General features: G+C 74.6%; 6 protein-coding genes. 2 read left to right on the forward strand and 4 right to left on the reverse strand.

The window, feature by feature from the left end; genetic code table 11:
* From CCN56_RS40330 to CCN56_RS40345, 4 genes are all read right to left on the reverse strand, one after another.
* Nucleotides 1-262, reverse strand: a 262-nt coding sequence (locus CCN56_RS40330; protein WP_143664831.1) for an ANTAR domain-containing protein, incomplete at its 3' end; no start/stop codon positions are given.
* 257 nt (nucleotides 263-519) lie between these two features.
* The gene (locus CCN56_RS40335) at nucleotides 520-762 is read right to left on the reverse strand and encodes a hypothetical protein (RefSeq protein ID WP_086832513.1); all 243 of its coding nucleotides are present in this window, start codon (nucleotides 760-762) and stop codon (nucleotides 520-522) included.
* A 5-nt stretch (nucleotides 763-767) separates the two neighbouring features.
* Nucleotides 768-1022, reverse strand: a complete 255-nt coding sequence (locus CCN56_RS40340) for a DUF6213 family protein (protein ID WP_086832514.1) — start codon at nucleotides 1020-1022, stop codon at nucleotides 768-770.
* Between the two features lie 31 nt (nucleotides 1023-1053).
* The gene (locus CCN56_RS40345) at nucleotides 1054-1530 is read right to left on the reverse strand and encodes a universal stress protein (protein WP_086832515.1); all 477 of its coding nucleotides are present in this window, start codon (nucleotides 1528-1530) and stop codon (nucleotides 1054-1056) included.
* A 153-nt stretch (nucleotides 1531-1683) separates the two neighbouring features.
* Between CCN56_RS40345 and CCN56_RS40350 the strand changes: the two genes are divergently transcribed.
* Entirely contained in the window at nucleotides 1684-2067 is a 384-nt protein-coding gene (locus CCN56_RS40350) for a hypothetical protein (protein WP_086832516.1), read from the forward strand.
* 21 nt (nucleotides 2068-2088) lie between these two features.
* The coding region (locus CCN56_RS40355; RefSeq protein ID WP_086832517.1) for an endonuclease at nucleotides 2089-2682 on the forward strand (594 nt) is incomplete at its 3' end.

A 2682-nucleotide genomic window follows, 5' to 3' on the forward strand; every position in this document is an offset into this window, starting at 1 on the left:
CGTCACCGGCGGCCGCGTTCACGATGTCCGCCGCGAGGTCCTCCGGGGACAGGCCGGTCGCCTGGGCGAGGGCGGAGAGGTACTCGGCCGCTTCGGAAGGGGGCAGCCGCAGCTGTGCGGCGAGCACACCGGCGGCGAGGTCCAGCAGGTGGCGCCGGGCGATCCGATCGCGCAACCAGCGGTTCTCGGCGGCGAGTTCGGCGAAGCCACGCTCCGCGCGGGCGACGGACGGGAGCCCGGTGGAGCCTGCAGAAACTGTCACGTCGACCTCCGTCCCGTCTCGCGTGGACGTCCGGAGCCCGTGTGCGGACCCGATCCGGATTTTACTCGCCCGCGGCCGCGGCTCGGGCGGCGAGCTCCTCGACGGGTCGGCCGCGCGTCATGGGCGAGGGCCTCGGCGGGTCGGCCTCGCGTCGCGGAGGAACGGCCCGTGTCCCGGCACTCGCGGCCTCGCGGTCCTGCCGTACGACTCGGCCTTCTCCACGGTCCCGCCGGCTTGTCAGCCCTTCGGCTCGCCCGTCAGTCGGCCGGCTCCTCCGGAGCGGGGTGCTCGGGATGGACGGTGCCCTCGCGGACCCGGCCCCGGGGGCCGGTGCCGGCCACGTCGGTGTCCGGCGGGCTTCCCTTCCCGGCCTCCTCGGGGAGGGGAACGGCCAGCGGGTCCTCCGATTCGTCCCCGATCTCCTTTCCCGTGGCCTGCTGGTCCTCGGGCTCCCGGGGCAGTGGCTCGTCCGAGCGTCGTGGGTTCTTCCGCTCGCTCATCCTGATCACCTTCCGTCGATCCCGTCCTCTCCCCCGTCGCTGAGCGGCATGAGCGCGATGCACTCGGCGTCGATCCGGTCGGCGACCTCCGTCAGCGAGTCGACCAGCGCCTCGACCGTCTCCGGGTCGAGGCCCGAGTCGTAGTCGTCGGCCGATTCCAGCCAGCGGGACGCGAGACGCCGCAGGAGGAGGGTCACCTCGTCGGCGGGGAGCAGGAGGGGACCACCGGGGACGTGGACGAGGGACATCGACGCGTTCATGGGAACCGACCTCCGCGGTACGGGACGGGCGTCAGGGCGTCGTCTCCGCGGAGCCCGCCTCTTCCGAGGTGTCCTCGCGGACGATGACGACGGGGCAGTGGGCGTGCACGGCGCACTGCTGGCTGACCGAGCCCAGGAGGAGGCTCGTGAAGCCGCCCCGGCCCCGGCTGCCGACGACGAGCAGGTCGGCGCCGTCCGACGCCTCGATCAGCACCTCGGCGGGGTTGCCCCGGACCACGTGCTGCTCGAGGGGCGGCACCTCGCCGCTCCGGGAGAGCACGGAGCCGAGTTCCTCGGACAGGGCCTTCGTGGCGTGCTCCGCGTCGAACGCGGCGTCCACGGGTGGCGCGGACCATCCCGTCGCGCCGGGCACGTCGTAGACGCCCACGACGTCCAGGACCGCGCCGGTCTGCCGCGCCTGCCGGACCGCCCACCGCAGCGCCGCGTACGACGGGGGCGAGCCGTCGACCCCCACGACCACGTGGGATCTGCCGTCACTGAAGTTCATGGTCGTGCCCCTTCTCTCCCCTTCCGGTCGACTACCCGGTGCCCCGTCCCGTACGCGTGAGTGCCGGACGCGCGGGTAGACGCGGCCCGAGGAGGGTGGGCGGCCGAAGGAACGTGCCGAAGGCGGGGGAGGTCAGCGGAAGGACGTACGGCCATGCTGTTCCTGCTGGGTCTGCTGCTTCTCGGGGCGACGGGTGCCTTCATCGGGCTGCTGATCTCGGAGAACACCGGGGGCCCCGACCACGCCGTCATGATGTTCGACAACCGGATCGCCACGATGGACGGCCTCTCGATCTTCCTCGCCGGCATGGCGCTGGCCGTGATCGTCGGCATCGCCTGCGCCCTGATGGCCTCGGGCGCCGCACGGGCCCGTCGGCGCCGGACCCTCGGGCGCCGTGCGTACGGGCAGGCGGCGCCGCGGTCCCGTGAGCGGGGCGGCGAGGCGTACGAGGGGCGGGAGACCGCGCCCCGTACGGAGGGCGACGCCGCGGCCGTCACCGGGCGGCGCCCGCGCCATCGCTTCCGCTTCGGGCACTGACGGCCCGCTGAGGAGGCTGCGGTGGACGCCGACGAGGTGATCGCGCGGCTGCTGCGCGCGTACGGGCGGACCTACGCCGACGAGGCCGGGATCACCCTGCGGGACAAGCCCGCCCCGCTGTACCGGCTCCTGGTCCTCACCGTCCTGTGCTCGGTCCGGATCAGGGCCGGGATCGCCACCGCCGCCGCGCGCGAACTGTTCGCCGCGGGGCTGCGGACCCCCCGCGCCATGGCGGACTCCTCCTGGCAGGCACGCGTGGACGCCCTCGGGCGCGCGCACTACGTCCGGTACGACGAGAGCACGGCCACCGCCCTGGGCGACGGGGCGGCGCTGGTCCTCGACCGCTACCACGGTGATCTGCGGGAGCTCCGCGAGCGGGCCTCCGGCGAGCCGGAGAAGCTCCGCGAGCTGCTCCGGGAGGTGCCCAGGATCGGTCCGGTGGGCGCCGGCATCTTCTGCCGCGAGGCGCAGGCCGTCTGGCCGGAACTGCGCCCGTACTTCGACGAACGCGCCCTCGCGGTCGCCGCCGGCCTCGCCCTCCCGCACACCCCGGCGGGCCTCGCCCGCCACGTCCCGCCGAAGGACCTCGCCCGCCTGGCCGCCGCCCTCGTGCGC

The sequence above is a fragment of the Streptomyces sp. NRRL B-24572 genome, from assembly GCF_002156145.1.
Lineage (GTDB): Bacteria > Actinomycetota > Actinomycetes > Streptomycetales > Streptomycetaceae > Streptomyces > Streptomyces vietnamensis.